The 15,203-nt window shown below is 58.2% G+C and carries 17 protein-coding genes and 1 tRNA gene; 6 read left to right on the plus strand and 12 right to left on the minus strand.

Features of this window, described 5'->3' with window-relative positions:
* Positions 1–2: 2 nt before the first annotated feature.
* From iscA to trmJ, 6 genes are all read right to left on the minus strand, one after another.
* The gene (gene iscA / locus HU731_RS10575; RefSeq protein WP_003175963.1) at positions 3–326 is read right to left on the minus strand and encodes an iron-sulfur cluster assembly protein IscA; all 324 of its coding nucleotides are present in this window, start codon (positions 324–326) and stop codon (positions 3–5) included.
* 28 nt (positions 327–354) lie between these two features.
* Entirely contained in the window at positions 355–741 is a 387-nt protein-coding gene (gene iscU, locus HU731_RS10580; RefSeq protein WP_003175965.1) for a Fe-S cluster assembly scaffold IscU, read from the minus strand.
* A gap of 99 nt (positions 742–840) precedes the next feature.
* Complete coding sequence (locus HU731_RS10585; RefSeq protein ID WP_003194019.1) at positions 841–2,055, minus strand: IscS subfamily cysteine desulfurase; 1,215 nt, start codon at positions 2,053–2,055, stop codon at positions 841–843.
* A 50-nt stretch (positions 2,056–2,105) separates the two neighbouring features.
* Positions 2,106–2,597: a Fe-S cluster assembly transcriptional regulator IscR gene (iscR, locus tag HU731_RS10590; protein WP_003194020.1), complete on the minus strand. Its 492-nt coding sequence runs from the start codon at positions 2,595–2,597 to the stop codon at positions 2,106–2,108.
* Between the two features lie 277 nt (positions 2,598–2,874).
* A complete protein-coding gene (gene cysE, locus HU731_RS10595; protein ID WP_186607840.1) occupies positions 2,875–3,657 on the minus strand; it encodes a serine O-acetyltransferase in 783 nt (260 codons plus the stop codon).
* 2 nt (positions 3,658–3,659) lie between these two features.
* Positions 3,660–4,430 (minus strand): tRNA (cytosine(32)/uridine(32)-2'-O)-methyltransferase TrmJ, encoded by a 771-nt coding sequence (gene trmJ / locus HU731_RS10600; RefSeq protein WP_186607839.1) that lies wholly within the window; start codon positions 4,428–4,430, stop codon positions 3,660–3,662.
* A gap of 145 nt (positions 4,431–4,575) precedes the next feature.
* Between trmJ and suhB the strand changes: the two genes are divergently transcribed.
* Positions 4,576–5,391 (plus strand): type III secretion system regulator SuhB, encoded by an 816-nt coding sequence (gene suhB / locus HU731_RS10605; protein WP_005791195.1) that lies wholly within the window; start codon positions 4,576–4,578, stop codon positions 5,389–5,391.
* A gap of 207 nt (positions 5,392–5,598) precedes the next feature.
* Here suhB and HU731_RS10610 read toward each other — a convergent pair whose 3' ends face one another.
* From HU731_RS10610 to queA, 6 genes are all read right to left on the minus strand, one after another.
* Positions 5,599–6,141 (minus strand): glycine zipper 2TM domain-containing protein, encoded by a 543-nt coding sequence (locus tag HU731_RS10610; protein ID WP_003194023.1) that lies wholly within the window; start codon positions 6,139–6,141, stop codon positions 5,599–5,601.
* A gap of 123 nt (positions 6,142–6,264) precedes the next feature.
* Complete coding sequence (gene secF / locus HU731_RS10615) at positions 6,265–7,179, minus strand: protein translocase subunit SecF (protein WP_186607838.1); 915 nt, start codon at positions 7,177–7,179, stop codon at positions 6,265–6,267.
* Between the two features lie 9 nt (positions 7,180–7,188).
* Positions 7,189–9,057: a protein translocase subunit SecD gene (gene secD / locus HU731_RS10620; RefSeq protein WP_186607837.1), complete on the minus strand. Its 1,869-nt coding sequence runs from the start codon at positions 9,055–9,057 to the stop codon at positions 7,189–7,191.
* Positions 9,058–9,119: 62 nt separating this feature from the next.
* A complete protein-coding gene (gene yajC / locus HU731_RS10625; protein ID WP_003175975.1) occupies positions 9,120–9,458 on the minus strand; it encodes a preprotein translocase subunit YajC in 339 nt (112 codons plus the stop codon).
* Between the two features lie 43 nt (positions 9,459–9,501).
* Positions 9,502–10,617, minus strand: a complete 1,116-nt coding sequence (gene tgt, locus HU731_RS10630) for a tRNA guanosine(34) transglycosylase Tgt (RefSeq protein ID WP_186607871.1) — start codon at positions 10,615–10,617, stop codon at positions 9,502–9,504.
* A gap of 5 nt (positions 10,618–10,622) precedes the next feature.
* The gene (gene queA, locus HU731_RS10635; RefSeq protein ID WP_003194027.1) at positions 10,623–11,672 is read right to left on the minus strand and encodes a tRNA preQ1(34) S-adenosylmethionine ribosyltransferase-isomerase QueA; all 1,050 of its coding nucleotides are present in this window, start codon (positions 11,670–11,672) and stop codon (positions 10,623–10,625) included.
* A 108-nt stretch (positions 11,673–11,780) separates the two neighbouring features.
* Here queA and HU731_RS10640 point away from each other — a divergent pair.
* From HU731_RS10640 to HU731_RS10660, 5 genes are all read left to right on the plus strand, one after another.
* Positions 11,781–11,865: transfer RNA gene (locus HU731_RS10640), tRNA-Leu, on the plus strand.
* A 165-nt stretch (positions 11,866–12,030) separates the two neighbouring features.
* A complete protein-coding gene (locus HU731_RS10645) occupies positions 12,031–13,272 on the plus strand; it encodes a tyrosine-type recombinase/integrase (RefSeq protein WP_186607836.1) in 1,242 nt (413 codons plus the stop codon).
* A gap of 246 nt (positions 13,273–13,518) precedes the next feature.
* Positions 13,519–14,463 (plus strand): hypothetical protein, encoded by a 945-nt coding sequence (locus tag HU731_RS10650; protein WP_186607835.1) that lies wholly within the window; start codon positions 13,519–13,521, stop codon positions 14,461–14,463.
* An 82-nt stretch (positions 14,464–14,545) separates the two neighbouring features.
* On the plus strand, positions 14,546–14,800 hold the full coding sequence (locus HU731_RS10655; RefSeq protein WP_026078127.1) for a helix-turn-helix transcriptional regulator: 255 nt from the start codon (positions 14,546–14,548) through the stop codon (positions 14,798–14,800).
* A complete protein-coding gene (locus HU731_RS10660) occupies positions 14,797–15,102 on the plus strand; it encodes a hypothetical protein (protein ID WP_104504657.1) in 306 nt (101 codons plus the stop codon). Before HU731_RS10655 ends, HU731_RS10660 begins: the two co-directional genes overlap by 4 nt.
* Positions 15,103–15,203 lie beyond the last annotated feature (101 nt).

The raw sequence follows: 15,203 nt of genomic DNA on the forward strand, positions 1-15,203 counted from the left end.
CCTCAGATGTTGAAGCTTTCGCCGCAGCCACATTCACCGCGCACGTTAGGGTTGTTGAACTTGAAGCCTTCGTTCAACCCTTCCTTGACGAAATCGAGTTCGGTGCCGTCCAGGTAGGTCAGGCTCTTGGGGTCGATAATCACTTTTTCGCCGTGACTTTCGAACACCTGATCCTCTGCAACCACCTCGTCGACAAACTCCAGCACGTAGGCAAGGCCGGAACAGCCCGTGGTGCGTACACCCAGACGAATCCCCTCACCTTTACCGCGCCCATTCAGGGAGCGGCGAATGTGCTGCGCAGCCGCTTCTGTCATGCTGATAGCCATCGTTGACTCCTTACTCGTCGCCAAATGCTTAGATCAAGCCTTTCTTCTGCTTGTAGTCGCGAACCGCCGCCTTGATGGCGTCTTCAGCGAGTACCGAGCAGTGGATTTTCACTGGCGGCAGCGCCAGTTCTTCGGCCAGCTGGGTGTTGCTGATGGTGACAGCCTCATCCAGGGTCTTGCCTTTCATCCATTCGGTCGCCAGGGAGCTGGAGGCGATAGCCGAACCGCAGCCGTAAGTCTTGAATTTGGCGTCTTCGATAACGCCAGCATCGTTGACCTTGATCTGCAGGCGCATCACATCGCCGCACGCCGGAGCGCCAACCATGCCAGTGCCGACATCAGGATCTTCCGCGTTCATCTTGCCGACGTTGCGCGGGTTTTCGTAGTGGTCGATGACCTTTTCGCTGTAAGCCATGGTACTGAATCCTCACTCATCAGGGCCGCTCTGGAACCCTGTAGAAACGCCTGCGTTTTCCGCCACGTTCTTACAGAGCTTGGGTGGCGGCTTCTATAGTTAGTGTGCCGCCCATTCGATCTTGGAAATATCGACACCGTCTTTGTACATGTCCCACAGCGGGGACAGGACGCGCAGCTTGTTGACGGCTTCGCAGACCTTCTGCGCGGCGTAGTCGACTTGCTCTTCGGTGGTGAAGCGGCCGAACGTAAAGCGGATCGAGCTGTGTGCCAGTTCGTCGTTGCGGCCCAGGGCGCGCAGTACGTACGAAGGCTCAAGGGACGCCGAGGTGCAGGCCGAACCGGACGATACCGCCAGGTCCTTGAGCGCCATGATCAGCGACTCGCCTTCGACGTAGTTGAAGCTCAAATTCAGGTTGTGCGGTACACGGGCGGTCATGCTGCCGTTGATGTACAGCTCTTCAAGGTTTTCGACCTGCTTGTAGAAGCGATCGCTCAGGGCCTTGATGCGCACGTTTTCGGCAGCCATGTCTTCCTTGGCTACACGGAAGGCTTCGCCCATGCCGACGATCTGGTGGGTCGCCAGGGTGCCCGAACGCATGCCGCGCTCGTGACCGCCGCCGTGCATGGTCGCCTCGATACGTACGCGCGGCTTGCGGCTTACGTAGAGAGCACCGATGCCTTTAGGGCCGTAAGTCTTGTGGGCCGAGAACGACATCAGGTCGACTTTCAGCTTGGACAGGTCGATATCGACCTTGCCAGTGGACTGAGCAGCGTCGACGTGCAGCAACACGCCCTTGGAGCGGGTCAGCTCGCCAATGGCGGCGATGTCGTTGATGGTGCCGATTTCGTTGTTCACGTGGATCACCGAAACCAGGATGGTGTCTTCACGCATCGCAGCTTCGATCATGGCCGGGGTGACGATACCGTCGGTGGTCGGCTCAAGGTAGGTAACCTCGAAACCTTCACGCTCCAGTTGGCGCATGGTGTCCAGGACAGCCTTGTGCTCAATCTTGGTGGTGATCAGGTGTTTGCCTTTGGTCGCGTAGAAATGCGCCGCACCCTTGATAGCCAGGTTGTCGGACTCGGTGGCACCGGAGGTCCAGACGATTTCGCGCGGGTCGGCATTGACCAGGTCAGCGACCTGGCGACGAGCGTTCTCGACCGCTTCCTCGGCTTTCCAGCCGAATACGTGGGAACGGGAGGCCGGGTTGCCGAAGTTTCCGTCGACCAGCAGGCATTCGCTCATTTTTTGCGCGACACGCGGATCAACCGGGGTGGTCGCTGAGTAATCAAGGTAAATCGGCAATTTCATGGACTTTCTCCTAAATCAGGCTGGCTGGCGTGCCGTTAGCTCTTCGGCTGTCACTCGACGGCGGACGCTTCAATCTTGTCCAGACGCGGCGCCTTGGTGTTGCAACGGCGCTGGTCCTGACGCTGGGCTACTTCTTGCACCTCACGGCGAGTCACAAGATCAGCCAAGCTGATACCACTCAAAAACTCATGGATCTGCAGGCTCAAGTCACACCACAAGTGGTGTGTCAGGCAGGTGTCGCCGGCATGGCAGTCACCCAAACCCTGGCATTTGGTGGCATCGACGGATTCGTTGACCGCGTCGATCACCTGAGCCACCTGAATGCCCTGCATGTCGCGGGACAACTGATAGCCACCACCCGGACCGCGAACGCTGGAAACCAGATTGCTACGGCGCAATTTGGCGAACAACTGCTCGAGGTAGGACAGGGAAATGCCTTGGCGCTCGGAGATATCGGCCAGGGACACCGGCCCAGTTTGCGCGTGCAAGGCCAAGTCGAGCATGGCGGTCACCGCGTATCGGCCTTTTGTAGTCAGTCTCATGGACAAGTACCAAGGTGCTTCAGAATGGGAGCAAGTATGCGATTCCCGAGTATTTAAGTCAACTATAAGACCTAGTACTTTAGTCAGGATTACCCGTAAAAAGGGCGCGCGAATCATAGCAGGGTGGGGTGGGATCGAACAGCGCAACCAATATGGCGGCGAACAACTGTAGGAGCGAGCTTGCTCGCGAAGACCCAGAGAGCGCCGCGCCAAACCAGATGCGCTGCGTTATCTTTGACGATCTTCGCGAGCAAGCTCGCTCCTACAGGGATGAACGTCAGCTTGCCTTGGTGGCGGCTTCGTCCTTGATTTGGGCGAAGTCTTCTTCACGCAACTCAGGCAGGTCTTTGGCGCAGTACGGGCTCCCCAGCTCCTTCAGCGCACCGCACATACCCTCCAGCTTGCCGTCTACCGCCTGCAGATGATCCAGCAATTGACCAATGGCGCGAGCCACCGGGTCGGGCATGTCTTCACTGACGCCATAGGCATCGAAGCCAATCTTCTCGGCCATGGCCTTGCGCTTGGCCTCTTGCTCATCACCGACTTGCGGCTTGACGATGATACGGCCTGGAATACCCACAACCGTGGCACCCGGCGGTACAGCCTTGGTCACTACCGCGTTGGAGCCAACCTTCGCACCAGCCCCCACGGTAAACGGCCCGAGCACCTTGGCGCCCGCCCCTACCACCACGCCATCGCCCAGCGTTGGGTGGCGCTTACCCTTGTTCCAGGTGGTGCCGCCCAGGGTCACGCCTTGATAGAGGGTGACGTCATCGCCGATCTCAGCCGTCTCGCCAATCACGATGCCCATGCCGTGGTCGATAAAGAACCGACGACCCACCTTGGCACCCGGGTGGATCTCGATACCGGTCAACCAGCGCCCGAAATTCGATACCAGCCGCGCCAGCCATTTCCAGCCCATGCCCCACAGGGCGCCGGACAGGCGGTGGATCCAGATCGCGTGCATGCCCGGGTAGCAGGTCAGCACTTCAAAGGCGTTGCGCGCCGCCGGGTCACGGTGGAAAACACTTTGGATATCTTCTCGCAAACGCTCGAACATTTTTAATCCTTCCGCTTAAGAAGCTCACCACGGGCCGCTTTCTGGGTTTCCGTGAGGATGCCACGCAATATGTTCATTTCAGCCCGGCTCACCGAGCTGCGGCCGTACAAGCGACGCAGGCGCGCCATCAAGTGCCGTGGCTTTTCAGGGTCGAGGAATTCGATGGCGACCAGGGTTTGCTCCAGGTGCTCATAGAACCGTTCCAGCTCGTCCATGGTGGCCAACTCGCCACTTTTGGTCGATGCAACCTCTTCCTTTTCCACCTTGCTCGGCTGGCCAGCAGCGGCCAGCCAGGCCATGCGCACTTCATAAGTCAGCACCTGCACCGCAGCCCCGAGGTTCAGCGAGCTGAACTCAGGGTCTGAGGGGATATGCACGTGGTAATGACATCGCTGCAGTTCTTCGTTGGTCAGGCCGGAGTCTTCACGGCCAAATACCAAGGCGATCTCAGCGCCGCCAACAGCCTCCTCCACCACTTTGGTGCCGCACTCACGCGGGTCCAGCAGCGGCCATGGGATACGCCGGTCACGGGCGCTGGTGCCGAGCACCAGATTGCAGCCGACCAAGGCGTCCTCCAAGGTGGCGACCACCTGGGCATTTTCAAGCAAGTCATTGGCGCCGGACGCACGAGCATCAGCCTCGTGGTGCGGGAATACCCGCGGTTCGACCAGCACCAGGCGCGTCAGCCCCATGTTTTTCATGGCTCGCGCCACCCCGCCGATGTTGCCGGGATGACTGGTATTGACCAAGACGACACGAATGTTTTGCAGCAAGGGAGGCGCTCTCGGACACAGGAAAGGGGAGCAAATCTTACAGAACCGCCTAAGGTTATGCCATGAAAGCGAACGTCGTCCTTCACCTGAAGAAAGTTTCTGCTAGAATGCTCGGCTTTCTTTAACAACCTTAGGTGACCTATCCATGCAGCCCATGCTGAATATCGCGCTGCGCGCCGCCCGCAGCGCCAGTGAATTGATTTTCCGCTCCATCGAGCGCCTGGATACCATCAAGGTCGACGAAAAAGACGCCAAGGATTATGTATCCGAGGTGGATCGCGCCGCCGAACAGAAAATCATCGACGCCCTGCGCAAGGCCTACCCTACCCACGGCATCCTCGGCGAAGAAACCGGCCTGCACAAAGGCAGCGGCGAAGGCGAAGACTACCTGTGGATCATCGACCCACTGGATGGCACCACCAACTTCCTGCGCGGCATCCCGCACTTTGCCGTGAGCATCGCCTGCAAATACCGTGGCCGCCTGGAACACGCCGTTGTGCTGGACCCGGTTCGCCAGGAAGAATTCACCGCCAGCCGTGGCCGTGGCGCCCAGTTGAACGGTCGCCGCCTGCGTGTCAGCGGCCGTACCAGCCTGGAAGGCGCCCTGCTGGGTACCGGCTTCCCGTTCCGTGACGACCAGATGGACAACCTGGAAAACTACCTGGGCATGTTCCGCGCTCTGGTTGGCCAGACCGCCGGCATCCGCCGCGCCGGTGCAGCCAGCCTGGACCTGGCGTATGTAGCCGCCGGTCGTTTTGATGCATTCTGGGAGTCGGGCCTGTCCGAGTGGGACATGGCTGCTGGCGCCCTGCTGATTCAAGAAGCGGGCGGCCTGGTGAGCGACTTCACCGGTGGTCACGACTTCCTGGAGAAAGGCCACGTCGTGGCTGGCAACACCAAATGCTTCAAGGCAGTACTGACGGCGATCCAGCCGCACCTGCCGGCTTCGCTGAAGCGTTAAGCGAGCGAGCACAAAAAAAGCACCCCTCGGGGTGCTTTTTTTATGCGTGGGATTTAGCAAAAAACCAATTCCAACTGACTCAATACAATCCAATGTGGGAGCTGGCTTACCTGCGATGGCGGGCTGCCAACCAAGTGATTAGTTACTGACCCACCGCTATCGCAGGCAAGCCAGCTCCCACATTTGGATCGAAACCAGACCTTGGGGTTACTGCTGGTTCTGACCCAGGATCAGACGGCCTTCCTTGTCCACCGGAATCTGGCTGCCAGGGTCGCGCTCCATACGCACGGTACCTTCCTTGCCATCCAGGTTGTAACGCACGTCATAACCGACCACCTTGTCACTGATGTCGTTAACGGTGTTACAGCGAGTTTGCGTGGTGGTGTAGGTATCTCGGTTCTGCATGCCTTCCTGAACCTTGTTACCGGCGTAACCACCACCGACCGCACCGGCCACGGTGGCCAGCTTCTTACCGTTACCGCCACCAATCTGGTTGCCTAGCAGGCCACCCGCAAGGGCACCCACCACGGTACCGGCGATTTGATGTTGATCCTGCACCGGACGCTGCCGGGTCACAGTGACGTCCTTGCAGACCTCACGAGGGGTTTTAATCTGGGTTTTCACCGGCTGCACCGCCAGCACTTGCGCATACTCAGGGCCGCTTTTTACCAGGCTGTAGGTGGCAACAGCGCCTCCGGCAGTCACACCGACAGCACCCAATACCGCACCAACCAGCAACGACTTGTTCACATGAACCTCCTGACCATCACAAGCGGACCGAAAGATCCGCGCTATACCCAGCCTTGGAGCAAAAAAAAAGGCGCGAGTTCAATACTCGCGCCTTTCTTGTAACGGCGGATCAACAAGCGCCCATCAAGGACGGTCGTCGACCTCCTTGTCGGTAGCGGCAGGAGGGATCAAGTCTTCGCTGTTGAGGTTCAGCCAGATCAGCACCACGTTGGCGATGTAGATCGACGAGTAGGTACCCGCCAGAACGCCGATAAACAGCGCCAGGGAGAAGCCCCACAGGTTGTCGCCACCAAAGATCATCAGCGCAGCAATCGCCAGCAAGGTGGAGATCGACGTCGCCATGGTCCGCAGCAGGGTCTGGGTGGTGGAGATGTTGATGTTCTCGATCAACGTCGCCTTGCGCAGTACACGGAAGTTCTCACGAACCCGGTCGAATACCACGATGGTGTCGTTGAGCGAGTAACCAATGATCGCCAGCACGGCCGCCAATACGGTCAGGTCGAAGGTGATCTGGAAATAGGCCAGGATACCCACGGTCACGATCACGTCGTGGATCAGCGACACAATGGCGCCGACACCGAACTTCCACTGAAAGCGGAACGCCAGGTAGATCATGATGCCGACCAGCGCCATCAGCATGCCGAGGCCGCCCTGGTCGCGCAGTTCTTCACCCACTTGCGGGCCGACGAACTCGACGCGCTTGACCGACGCCGGGTTGTCGCCACCCACCTTCTGCAAGGCCTCGGCTACCTGGTGACCCAGTTGCGGGTCTTCGCCAGGCATACGCACCAGCAAGTCGGTGGTGGCACCAAAGCTCTGTACCACGGCCTCGTGATAGCCGGCCTTGACCAGCTCGTTGCGCACCAGGGTAACGTCGGCGGGCTTCTCGTAGGTCAGCTCGATGAGCGTACCGCCGGTGAAGTCCAGGCCGTAGTTCAGGCCCTTATGGAACCAGCTGAACAACGCCAGAACAGTAAGGAGCACGGTGACGCCGAACGCAACGTTGCGAACGCCCATGAAGTTGATTGTACGTAACATGGCAGCCCCTTAAATCCACAACTTCTTGAAGTCACGCCCGCCAAAGATCAGGTTGACCATTGCGCGGGTCACCATGATGGCCGTGAACATCGAGGTAAAGATCCCGAGGGACATGGTCACCGCAAAGCCTTTCACCGGGCCTGTGCCCATGGCGAAGAGAATCCCGCCGACCAAGAGCGTGGTCAGGTTGGAGTCGAGGATCGCGGTAAATGCCCGGCCGAAGCCTTCGTTGATTGCACGCTGCACGGTCATGCCGGCGGCGATCTCTTCACGAATCCGCGAGAAGATCAGCACGTTGGCGTCCACCGCCATACCCATGGTGAGTACGATACCGGCGATACCCGGCAGGGTCAGTGTGGCGCCCAGCAACGACATCAGGGCCAGCAGCATCACCATGTTGCCCGCCAGGGCGACGGTGGCGATCACACCAAAGAAGCGGTAGATGGCGATGATGAACAGCGACACGAACAACATGCCCCACAGCGCCGCATCGACACCCTTGGTGATGTTGTCGGCACCCAGGCTCGGGCCGATGGTACGTTCTTCAGCGAAGTACATCGGTGCAGCCAGGCCACCGGCACGCAGCAGCAACGCCAGCTCGGACGACTCGCCCTGGCCGTTCAGGCCAGTGATACGGAACTGAGCACCCAGCGGCGACTGGATGGTCGCCAGGCTGATGATCTTCTTCTCTTCCTTGAAGGTCTGCACCGGCACGTCTTTCTCGACGCCGTTGACCATCTGCTTGGTGTAGGTGGTCACCGGGCGCTGCTCGATGAAGATCACCGCCATGCTGCGACCGACGTTGCTGCGCGTGGCGCGGCTCATCAGTTCGCCGCCATGGCCATCCAGACGGATGTTCACTTCAGGCGTGCCGTGCTCGCCGAAACCGGCCTTGGCGTCGGTCACTTGGTCACCGGTGATGATCAAGCCACGCTCGATCAGCGCAGGAGGACGGTTACCTTCGCGGAATTCGAATTCTTCGGAAGTGGCACGCGTAGCGCCTGGGTCTGCCGCGAGACGGAACTCCAGGTTGGCGGTCTTGCCGAGGATACGCTTGGCTTCAGCGGTGTCCTGTACGCCTGGCAGCTCAACCACGATGCGGTTGGCGCCCTGGCGCTGCACGATCGGCTCGGCCACACCCAGCTCGTTGACGCGGTTACGGACCGTGGTCAAGTTCTGCTTGATGGAGTATTCGCGGATTTCAGCGATCTTGGCCGGGCTCATCGCCAGGCGCAGTACCGCTTGACCATTGAGGTCGGCCGGTACGATGTCGAAGTCATTGAAGTTCTTGCGGATCAGCGCACGGGCTTGTTCGCGGGATGCTTCGTCAGCAAAGCCCAGCTGGATGGCACCGTTGAGCTGCGGCAGGCTGCGATAGCGCAGCTTCTCTTTGCGCAGCAGGCTCTTCACGTCGCCTTCGTAGACCTTCAGACGTGCGTCCAGGGCCTTGTCCATGTCGACTTCCAGCAGGAAGTGCACACCACCGGACAAGTCCAGACCCAGCTTCATCGGGTGCGCGCCAATGCTGCGCAGCCATTGTGGCGTGGTCTGGGCCAGGTTGAGCGCGACAACGTAGTCGTCACCCATGACCTTGCGTACGACATCTTTGGCCGGCAATTGGTCTTCTTGCTTGGTCAGGCGCAACAAGCCGCCTTTGGAACCAGCCGCCAAGGTTGCCGCTTTAACCTGGATACCCGCGTCGTTGAGCGCTTTGCTCGCACGGTCCAGATCAGCCTGATTGACCTGCAGCGAAGTGCTGGCGCCAGAGATCTGGATCGCCGGGTCATCAGGATAGAGATTGGGAGCGGAATAAATAAAGCCGATCGCCAGCACCGCCAGGATCAGTACGTATTTCCACAGAGGGTATTTGTTCAGCATCACGCCGCCCGCTTATAACGCGGGGCGCCTTGCGCGCCCCGTCGATTGGTAAAGGTTGTTACTTAGATCGCTTTGAGCGTGCCTTTAGGCAGCGTGGCGGCGATGGCGCCCTTCTGGAACTTCATTTCCACGGTGTCGGAGACTTCCAGTACCACGAAAGCATCGGAAACCTTGGTGATCTTGCCGGCGATGCCGCCAGTGGTCACGACTTCGTCGCCTTTTTGCAGGCTGCCCAGCAGGTTTTTCTGCTCTTTGGCGCGCTTGGCCTGTGGACGCCAGATCATCAGGTAGAAGATGACCAGGAAGCCGACCAGGAAAATCCACTCGAAACCACCGCCCATAGGGCCGGCAGCAGCAGGCGCAGCGGCGTCAGCCATGGCGTTAGAGATAAAAAAGCTCATTTAGCACTCCAGTTGCAAATAGTGAATCTTAGGGTCGGAAAACTCAGTCCAAGGGCGGCACAGGGAGGCCACGCTTGGCATAGAAGGCATCGACGAAGGCGGCCAATGTACCCTGTTGAATAGCCTCGCGCAAACCAGCCATCAGGACTTGGTAGTGACGCAAATTGTGGATGGTATTCAACATGCTACCCAGCATTTCCCCGCACTTGTCCAGATGGTGCAGATAAGCACGGGAGAAGTTCTGGCAGGTGTAGCAGTCACAGGTAGGATCCAGCGGCGAATCATCATGGCGATGGAACGCGTTACGGATCTTCAGCACGCCTGTATCGATGAACAGATGCCCATTGCGGGCATTACGGGTTGGCATCACGCAATCGAACATGTCCACACCGCGGCGCACACCCTCTACGAGATCTTCCGGTTTGCCAACGCCCATAAGGTAACGAGGTTTGTCAGCGGGCATCAGGCCCGGCAGGTAATCGAGCACCTTGATCATTTCGTGTTTGGGCTCGCCCACCGACAAACCGCCGATGGCCAGGCCGTCGAAGCCGATCTTGTCGAGGCCTTCCAGCGAGCGTTTGCGCAGGCTTTCATGCATGCCGCCCTGGACAATACCGAACAGCGCTGCCGAGTTATCACCATGGGCGTTCTTCGAACGCTGGGCCCAGCGCAGCGACAACTCCATGGAGATACGCGCCACGTCTTCATCGGCCGGGTACGGCGTGCACTCGTCGAAAATCATCACGATGTCCGAGCCCAGGTCGCGCTGTACCTGCATCGACTCTTCCGGGCCCATGAACACCTTGGCGCCGTCGACCGGCGAGGCGAAGGTCACGCCCTCCTCCTTGATCTTGCGCATGGCGCCCAAGCTGAACACCTGGAAACCACCGGAGTCGGTGAGGATCGGGCCTTGCCACTTCATGAAGTCATGCAGGTCGCCATGCTTCTTGATCACTTCCGTGCCTGGGCGCAGCCACAGGTGGAAGGTGTTGCCGAGAATGATTTCGGCGCCAGTGGCGACGATGTCACGGGGCAACATGCCCTTGACGGTGCCATAGGTGCCGACCGGCATGAACGCCGGGGTCTCCACAGTGCCACGCGGGAAGGTCAGCCGACCACGACGGGCTTTGCCGTCCGTAGCGAGCAATTCAAACGACATACGACTCATAAGTTGTCCTCAGGGCCGCGCGGCGCCGGGTTACGGGTGATAAACATCGCATCACCGTAGCTGAAAAAACGGTACTCGTTAGCGATGGCGGCTTGATAAGCGGCCATGGTTTCCGGGTAACCGGCAAATGCCGACACCAGCATCAACAGCGTGGATTCGGGCAAATGGAAGTTGGTGACCAGGCAATCGACCACATGGAATGGCCGCCCTGGGAAAATGAAGATATCGGTGTCGCCACTGAACGGCTTGAGCACGCCATCACGCGCCGCGCTCTCCAGCGAACGCACGCTGGTGGTGCCCACGGCCACCACCCGACCGCCCCGCGCCTTGCACGCCGCCACCGCATCCACCACGTCCTGGCTGACTTCCAGCCATTCGCTGTGCATATGGTGGTCTTCGATGTTATCCACACGCACCGGCTGAAACGTCCCGGCCCCCACGTGCAGGGTCACATAGGCGGTGTCGACGCCCTTGGCGGCAATCGCATCCAGCAGTGGCTGGTCGAAATGCAGCCCGGCAGTCGGCGCGGCGACGGCGCCGAGGCGCTGTGAGTACACGGTCTGATAGCGCTCGCGGTCCGCGTCTTCGTCGGGGCGGTCTATATAAGGAGGCAACGGCATATGGCCGACACGCTCCAACAGCGGCAACACCTCTTCAGCAAACTTGAGTTCGAACAAGGCATCGTGGCGCGCGACCATCTCGGCTTCACCACCGCCCTCGATCAGGATGCTCGACCCCGGTTTGGGCGACTTGCTGGAGCGCACATGGGCCAGCACACGATGGCTGTCCAGCACCCGTTCCACCAGGATTTCCAGCTTGCCGCCGGAAGCTTTCTGGCCAAACAGCCGCGCCGGAATCACCCGGGTATTGTTGAAAACCATCAGATCGCCTGGGCGCAAATGCTCAAGCAAATCAGTGAATTGACGGTGTGCGAGGGCACCGCTGGGCCCGTCAAGGGTCAGCAGTCGACTGGCGCGACGCTCGGCCAAAGGGTGGCGAGCGATCAGCGAATCAGGGAGCTCAAAAGTAAAGTCAGCAACGCGCATGATGGGGTTCGTCTAGCAGGGCCGGGAAGTCTAGCGGAAATAGTGAAAATAGACCATGAAACGTGATTGACCAACGGTAATCTCATCTCTATACTTCGCCGCCATTGAGCCCTGATGGCGGAATTGGTAGACGCGGCGGATTCAAAATCCGTTTTCGAAAGGAGTGGGAGTTCGAGTCTCCCTCGGGGCACCATATAGCAGTATCTGAAAGTCTCTACCAGACTCTCAGACCCAGAGAAACCGGCCACTTGAGCCGGTTTTTTTGTGTCTGGCTTTCTACCTCTGTATCCCCTTATCCGTTGTATCCCTGTATCCCTGCTTGTATCCTGAGAAAAATACCGAACTTTGGGATACAAGGATGAAGCGCGCAGATATCAAGCGCCGCCCTCTCGCAGACACGACGCTTGCAGGGCTGGAGCCGGAGTCAAAGGAATACCGGGAGCTAGACGGAAACGGCCTCTACTTCAGGGTCAAACCTGATGGTGGTAAATCCTGGCAGCTACGCTACAAACGTCCGGCGGGCAATTGGGCTTGGATGGGGCTCGGGGGTTACCCAGAGGTCAGTGGTGCGCTGGCAAGAGAGAAAGCTGCCGATCTACGCAAAGTGGTGAGTAGCGGCGCTGATCCCCTTGAGCAGAAACGATCCGCTAAAGCTGCAATCGATGCGGCCAAGGCTCGAACGTTTCGAGCTGCTGCTGAAGCTTGGCTCAAGGCCAAAGAAGAAAAGGGCCTCGCAACCTCTACCCTTCACAAAATCCGCACCTACCTCGACAAGGACATACTCCCGGCATTGGGAGATAAGCCCCTCGACGAAATCACCCGCACCGACTGTGCAGATCTCCAGGCATCCCTCGAAGCTAGAGACGCTCACAACGTGGCAGAAAAGTGCCGCACCTGGATCAACCAAATCTTCGGCCGAGCAATTGGTTTAGGACTCACCGAAAACGATCCGGGCAGCCGCCTTCGCGACATTGCCGCCCAGGCGCCCAAGACTCAGCAGCATCCACACTTGCTGGAGCCTGAACTCGCTGAGTTTCTCCAAGCACTCAAAAACACTCCGAGCAGACTGACTGCACGTACCGCCGCATGGCTTTGTATCTGGACGGCATCCCGCCCAGGCATGGTCCGCTTGGCTGAATGGAAAGAGTTCAACCTTGAGAAGGCCATTTGGACGACGCCTGCTGCCAAGATGAAGATGCGCCGGGATTTTGTATGCCCCCTTCCCCACCAAGCCGTTACAGCACTGAGGGACCTGCACTGTTTAACGGGACGGAGTCGCTGGCTTTTCCCCGGCGTCGGAGCAAAGAACCCAACCATCAGCGAAAACACAATCAACAAAGTCTTCGCTACCATCGGCTACAAAGGGCGTCTAGTAGGACACGGTACTCGACACACCGCGAGCACGTTACTTCGAGAACATGGCTGGCCGAAGGAACATGTTGAAGCGCAGTTGGCTCACAAAGAGGAAGGCATCTCGGGGGTATACAACAAGGCCCAATACTTTGAGCAACGCGTAAAAATGATGCAATGGTACGCCGATCACCTTGATTCCCTAGAGGCCGGAAATGTAGTGCAAGGTCAATTTGGGAAGGCCGTGTGAAGCCGTCAACCCTATACCCCTTCAAAAATGGTGTTACGGGTGTTACGCGTGTTACGCCCACCAATAACCCATTGTATTTATTGAATATTTTTAGCGTTACACGCACTGCAAAGCTTCTGAACGCCACGTGTTACATCGAGCAGTCGTGTTACAGAAAAGCCACGCCCTCAACCCTGCTGGCATCGGCGCCTCCACCTGCAAATCGCTGTAACAGCCTATCGGCTTCGGGGCGGCGGGGAGATCTAAATGGACTTTGAGCGGGGCATCGAGGCAGAAGAGCTCGAACTCGAAATCGCAGGTTTCGACGTAACGTGCCTGGTGTGGGATCAGGACGATGTCGAGGCAGCCGTTCGCAGTCTTGCGCTGTTTCCGCAGTTCAACGAACACTTCAAAAGTGCCTTCGATCTGATCAACACAGCCACATCGTTCTGGCTTGAGGAGGGTTCCTACTCCCCAGGTGCAGAATCGATCACACGAACCCTTTACTCCTTACGTGATGCCATCTACGACCATGCCGACTCTGCGGAAGCAGGCTCGTTGCCAAGCGTGATTCGAGGGCTCCTTCGGGTCAGCCGTTCCGCATCAGACTCACAGCTCGTGGCTACCTACGCCCTGGTACTTGGAACGCAGGCCGTTGAGACGCTCGCAAATTGGCTATTCGACCTTGAACTCGCGACCTACGACATTGATGCAGACCTGATAGAGCAACTGAGACATGACTCACCCCGCCAGTACCTTGCACTGATCGAAAAAGAGCGGGACCGTAGTAGCGGAAACGAAATCCGAGCACGAGAAGACTTCGCTACGTTGTTAGGTGAGGCGAACCAGGCTTTGTTGATGGCGAGCCTTTATCGTCAAGTGGAGCAGATGGATGTGTTTAAAAAAGGCTTCAACACATCAAGCCTGATGCATCGAATTCTCGACGACGCCTTTTCAACAAAGGCGACGAGACGAGGCCAGGAAGCCGGCAAGGGGAACCGTGATCCCAGCTCAAAAATACAGACCGACACAATGGATAGACGAGCAAAAATCAAGGCTGCTGCCGAGCAAATCATTAATGGTCGGAAAACTGAAAAGCGAAGCCTGTCCGATGCTGAACTGACCAATATTCTTTCCGAACGGAAGAGCCACGGCACAAAAAAAACCATTAGAGAGCATTTGACCGCTCTGGGCCTTAGACCTCTGAAATAAAAAAGGGAGCGGACACAGTCCACTCTTCCTCCCCTGCGTAGCGTATGACCCGTTGTCTCAATTAACAAAGGGTTAGCTCGCTATGACTACCGTATTAAAAGCAATTCCCTCGCACGATCCCTCCATGACGCTCATCCGCATGCCCGAGGTCATTTCAATCGTAGGGCTCGCACGCCCGACTATCTACAAGCTGATGCGTCAACCTGAAAGCGGATTCCCATTGCCGGTGAAGCTGAGTAACAGCAATGCCCGAAGCGCTCCGGTTGCGTGGGTACTGGGGGAAGTTCAGGCATGGACACGCGCACGCATCGCTGCCCGCGATCAGGTGGCAGCATGAAAAATCGTGTCGCCAATAAGGCCATTTTGCAGCCCTTCTCTGTACTCAGAAATGTGGGTTTCTCATCACGAGGTATGCAGCGTTTCGAGCGCTACCGTACTGAGCAAAAACGCATTAACCGAGACGTGATGGTGATGCGATGGGCAGATGGAACCTGGTGCGCATTGTCGGTTCCCTGCCAAGCCCCCCGAGCAATCATCGTTGACGAAGGCCAACAGGTCGAAGCCTACGAAGATGCACGCGCCCGTCTCGATGGCGACTTCTTGCCCTTTGTTTCCCTGCGCTGGGAAGTCCATGCCTGAAATGAAAACGCCCCCGGCGGCAACCGGAGGCGTTGAGGTAAATCTACATGCCTGATCAATTTATGCCCCATCGAAAAAATCCGCAAGTGATCTGCACAGTT

It is taken from the genome of Pseudomonas salmasensis (assembly GCF_014268375.2).
Taxonomy (GTDB): Bacteria; Pseudomonadota; Gammaproteobacteria; order Pseudomonadales; family Pseudomonadaceae; genus Aquipseudomonas; species Aquipseudomonas salmasensis.

Excerpts from the sequence above, each read along its gene's own strand:
- iscA (WP_003175963.1), bottom strand. The coding sequence starts at position 326 with ATGGCTATCAGCATGACAGAAGCGGCTGCGCAGCACATTCGCCGCTCC.
- iscU (WP_003175965.1), bottom strand. The coding sequence starts at position 741 with ATGGCTTACAGCGAAAAGGTCATCGACCACTACGAAAACCCGCGCAAC.
- HU731_RS10585 (WP_003194019.1), bottom strand. The coding sequence starts at position 2,055 with ATGAAATTGCCGATTTACCTTGATTACTCAGCGACCACCCCGGTTGAT.
- iscR (WP_003194020.1), bottom strand. The coding sequence starts at position 2,597 with ATGAGACTGACTACAAAAGGCCGATACGCGGTGACCGCCATGCTCGAC.
- cysE (WP_186607840.1), bottom strand. The coding sequence starts at position 3,657 with ATGTTCGAGCGTTTGCGAGAAGATATCCAAAGTGTTTTCCACCGTGAC.
- suhB (WP_005791195.1), top strand. The coding sequence starts at position 4,576 with ATGCAGCCCATGCTGAATATCGCGCTGCGCGCCGCCCGCAGCGCCAGT.
- secF (WP_186607838.1), bottom strand. The coding sequence starts at position 7,179 with ATGTTACGTACAATCAACTTCATGGGCGTTCGCAACGTTGCGTTCGGC.
- secD (WP_186607837.1), bottom strand. The coding sequence starts at position 9,057 with ATGCTGAACAAATACCCTCTGTGGAAATACGTACTGATCCTGGCGGTG.
- yajC (WP_003175975.1), bottom strand. The coding sequence starts at position 9,458 with ATGAGCTTTTTTATCTCTAACGCCATGGCTGACGCCGCTGCGCCTGCT.
- tgt (WP_186607871.1), bottom strand. The coding sequence starts at position 10,617 with ATGTCGTTTGAATTGCTCGCTACGGACGGCAAAGCCCGTCGTGGTCGG.
- queA (WP_003194027.1), bottom strand. The coding sequence starts at position 11,672 with ATGCGCGTTGCTGACTTTACTTTTGAGCTCCCTGATTCGCTGATCGCT.
- HU731_RS10645 (WP_186607836.1), top strand. The coding sequence starts at position 12,031 with ATGAAGCGCGCAGATATCAAGCGCCGCCCTCTCGCAGACACGACGCTT.
- HU731_RS10650 (WP_186607835.1), top strand. The coding sequence starts at position 13,519 with ATGGACTTTGAGCGGGGCATCGAGGCAGAAGAGCTCGAACTCGAAATC.
- HU731_RS10655 (WP_026078127.1), top strand. The coding sequence starts at position 14,546 with ATGACTACCGTATTAAAAGCAATTCCCTCGCACGATCCCTCCATGACG.
- HU731_RS10660 (WP_104504657.1), top strand. The coding sequence starts at position 14,797 with ATGAAAAATCGTGTCGCCAATAAGGCCATTTTGCAGCCCTTCTCTGTA.